This is a genomic window from uncultured Tyzzerella sp., from assembly GCF_963558545.1.
Lineage (GTDB): Bacteria > Bacillota > Clostridia > Lachnospirales > CAG-274 > Tyzzerella.
This window is the reverse complement of record NZ_CAUWHO010000092.1, coordinates 1-3,587: the sequence shown is the minus strand read 5'-3', so window position 1 is coordinate 3,587 and position 3,587 is coordinate 1. Positions and strand designations below refer to the sequence as shown.

Here is a 3,587-nt window from a genome sequence, read left to right as displayed (position 1 = left end):
TTATGAGCCAAACTATACTTAGTTTATGTTTTGTGTAATATTAAAGGGCAAATTGCCCTTTTTTTAATACAAAATATAAAACAACTTTACATAGTGCAAGCACTATGTTATTATATATGTAATTATAAAATAATTAATTAAAAGGAGAGATAATATGGGAAGTAAAGCTACAGCTAGAAAAAATAAATATAACAATAAAACTTATAAACAATTCACTGCTAGATTAAAACCAGAATTGTATAATAACATTACCGAATTTTGCAAGAAAAATCAATTGAGTTATTCAAAATTTTTAGAAAAAGCATTAGATATATTAAAAACAGAGTAACAAAAATATTTTCAGGCTAAATGTAGTATGGAGAAAAGTATATTATGGATTATGATATTATAAAAAACTTTATAGAATTAGATGATGTGATAATAGAAAATGTATTAAATGATGAAGAACAAATACAAATATACTTAAAACTAGAACAAAAAGAACATATTTGTCCTAAATGCAAAAATAAAGTAACTAGAGTACACGATTATTACAATCAAAAACTTAGAGATTTGGATATTTTAGGTAAAAAAACATATATTATATTGAAAAAGAGAAGATATAAATGTAAGTGTGGTAAAGTATTCCAAGAAGAAAATATATTTTTAAATAAAAGGCAAAGAATGACCAAAAGACTATTTTTTAAAATACTCGAGATGTTAAGAACAACACATTCTTTTACAAGTGTAGGTAGAGAGTTAGGGTTATCTACAAATACAATTATTAGAGCATTTGACAGACTTAATTATCCTAAAGCAGATTTAATAGATGTAGAAGTTTTTTCTATTGATGAATTTAAGGGAAATACAGGTGGAGAAAAATATAATTGTATTATTGCAGACCCAAAAACAAAAAAAGTATTAGATATTTTACCTAGCAGAAAATTTGCAGATTTAGTTGATTATGTAAAAAATCAAAAAAGAAAAAGTGTAAAATACTTTGTTAGTGATATGTGGCGACCATACAAAGATTTAGGAGAAACATTTTTTAAAAATGCAACATTTATTGTAGATAAGTATCATTGGACAAGACAATGTATATGGGCTTTTGAAAATGTAAGAAAGGAAGAACAGAAGAAGTTTTATAAAGAATATAGAAGATATTTTAAAAAATCAAAAAGTTTATTAACTAAAAGATTTGATTTTTTAACAGAAGAAGAAAAAGTGGAAGTAAATTATATGCTTTATAAATCGAGAAATATACTAATAGCTCATAATTTAAAAGAAGATTTTTTGAAATTAATGGACTTTAAAAATAGAGATGAAGCTAAAAATCTATTATCTAAATGGATACTAAACGCTCAAATAAGTGGTTTGAAGCCATTTGTAAACTGTGCTAATACAATGATTAAATGGAGTGATGGTATATTAAATTCTTTTAGAGTACCATATACTAATGGTTTTATTGAAGGTTGCAACAATAAAATAAAAGTATTAAAACGCAATGCTTATGGTTATAGGAATTTTATAAGGTTTAGAAATAGAATATTACACATATTTGCATATAAAAAGGAAGAAAAAATTTATACAAGCTAATATAATGCTTATTAAAATTATATAAACAATACTATAAGTTAATTTCAAAAAATGAAGTGAAATTAGCTTTATTTGTGTGTTTGTTGACGTAAATTAATATTTATATGATAATATATAAATAAATAAAAAATACTAATAAATCTAATGAGTAAAGAATTACAATAGATTTATTAGTAAAATTTAACAATGAAAAAATAATTAATAAAAATTTATTTGTCAATATCGACTAATTTAAAAAAATTCACCCCAACTATTGACAAACAACCAAAATATTGAAGAATTAGAATTAAAATTTTTAGATTATGTGAATTGGTATAATAATTTTAGAATACATAATTCTTTAGGGAGTTTATATCCAATTCAATTTTTAAATAAAAATATTGCTTAAACCTAAGTTTGTCCCATTTATTTTTGTATAATTTTAGGTTGCTATTCCAAAAAGTATATTTAATTTAATAAGCCTTTTTATTCTAAACAAGAAAATGAAAGAAAAAATTATAACATTGTGAAATGAGAATTATCAAAAGATGGAAGAAAAGAGTGTTATCTTAAAAATCAAGATAAAGGATATTAAAGATAATAAAATGGTAATTTAAAATATAATAAAGTATTTATAAATATTAAAATATTGAAACTTAAAATATAATATTATATAATACTATACAGATAATTGTTAAAAAATTATTTTATATACTGATATAATATTTGGAGGTATATTATATGATAAATATAGCCATTTTAGATGATGATAATAATATTTGCGTTAAACTTGAAAATATTTTAATAGAATATTTAAAAAAATATCACTTAAAATTTAATGTAGATGTTTTTTATAATGGACAAGAGTTTATAAAATACTTAAAAAATGAAAATATTTATGATATTATATTTTTAGATATAGAAATAGGCAATTTAACAGGAGTTGATGTTGGTAAATATATAAGAAAAAAATTAAATAATAAATATAGTAAAATAATTTATATTTCATCTTTTAACAAATATGCTATGGATTTATTTGATTTAAAACCAACTAATTTTTTGATAAAGCCATTAAATAAAAATAAAATAATAGAAGTTGTAAAAGACATTCTAAATGATATAGATTTACAAGAAAATGAATTTGTATTTAAGGTAAAATATGATACTTTTAGAATAAGATATAAAAATATATTATACTTTGAATCAGTAAAACTATCAAAAAATATAAAAATTGTTACTATTGATAATACATATATTTTTAGAGAAACTTTAAATAATATAGAAGAAATTGTTAAGAAAAATAACTTTATAAAGATAAGTAAATCTATATTAGTCAATTTTCATAATATAACAGTTTTTAAACCTGTTGAATTAGAAATGATATTAATTAATAATGATGTGTTACCATTGAGTAAAAACAGAATAAATAGCATAAAGGGAACTTATTTTGATTTGTTAGACGAAAGGTATTATTAGAATATGAATTATTATATATTTTACATAGTATATAACATAATTAATATATTAATTATAAGAAATGCTATAATGACAATTTTCAAAAATATAGTAATTAACAAAAATATAGAAATATTCTCATACATAATTTATTTTTTTGTATCTACACTAATATACATATTATTTCCTATACCAATAATAATTTTATTTTCAAATGCTTTAATGATATTTTTAGTACAATTTAATTATAAAACTACAATAAGAAATAAAATATTATTAAGTGTATATATATTACTAATTCTTGCATTTTTAGATACTATAATAACAATTTTTATCAATGATACATTTTTGAATATAAGTAATATGGTTAATTATGGCTCTATATTGGGTTGGATATTACAACTCATAGCATGTTATATATTATTAAAGACAATAAGAATTTTAAAAAATATGAAATTTAATATAGAATTGCCAATAGTTTTTTGGATAACATTAATTATAATACCATTAATAAGTATAGTTTTAATTTTAATATTTTTTTATGATAAACAAATTAGTATTAAATTAATTATAATAAC

At 19.8% G+C, this 3,587-nt stretch carries 4 protein-coding genes; all 4 read left to right on the top strand.

The window, feature by feature from the left end; genetic code table 11:
- The first annotated feature begins 154 nt into the window (after positions 1-154).
- The 4 genes from R5Z65_RS09680 to R5Z65_RS09670 all read left to right on the top strand — a co-directional run bounded on the left by R5Z65_RS09680 (position 155) and on the right by R5Z65_RS09670 (position 3,030).
- The gene (locus R5Z65_RS09680; RefSeq protein WP_317368798.1) at positions 155-328 is read left to right on the top strand and encodes a hypothetical protein; all 174 of its coding nucleotides are present in this window, start codon (positions 155-157) and stop codon (positions 326-328) included.
- A gap of 44 nt (positions 329-372) precedes the next feature.
- Positions 373-1,575: an ISL3 family transposase gene (locus tag R5Z65_RS09675; protein ID WP_317368796.1), complete on the top strand. Its 1,203-nt coding sequence runs from the start codon at positions 373-375 to the stop codon at positions 1,573-1,575.
- A gap of 253 nt (positions 1,576-1,828) precedes the next feature.
- On the top strand, positions 1,829-1,963 hold the full coding sequence (locus tag R5Z65_RS10285) for an IS3 family transposase (RefSeq protein ID WP_369124042.1): 135 nt from the start codon (positions 1,829-1,831) through the stop codon (positions 1,961-1,963).
- A 332-nt stretch (positions 1,964-2,295) separates the two neighbouring features.
- Positions 2,296-3,030 carry a LytTR family DNA-binding domain-containing protein gene (locus tag R5Z65_RS09670; RefSeq protein WP_317368794.1) on the top strand — a complete coding sequence of 245 codons (735 nt, stop codon included), beginning with the start codon at positions 2,296-2,298 and terminating at the stop codon, positions 3,028-3,030.
- Positions 3,031-3,587 lie beyond the last annotated feature (557 nt).

Coding starts and splice junctions, on each gene's coding strand:
- R5Z65_RS09680 (WP_317368798.1), top strand. CDS start 155: ATGGGAAGTAAAGCTACAGCTAGAAAAAATAAATATAACAATAAAACT.
- R5Z65_RS09675 (WP_317368796.1), top strand. CDS start 373: ATGGATTATGATATTATAAAAAACTTTATAGAATTAGATGATGTGATA.
- R5Z65_RS09670 (WP_317368794.1), top strand. CDS start 2,296: ATGATAAATATAGCCATTTTAGATGATGATAATAATATTTGCGTTAAA.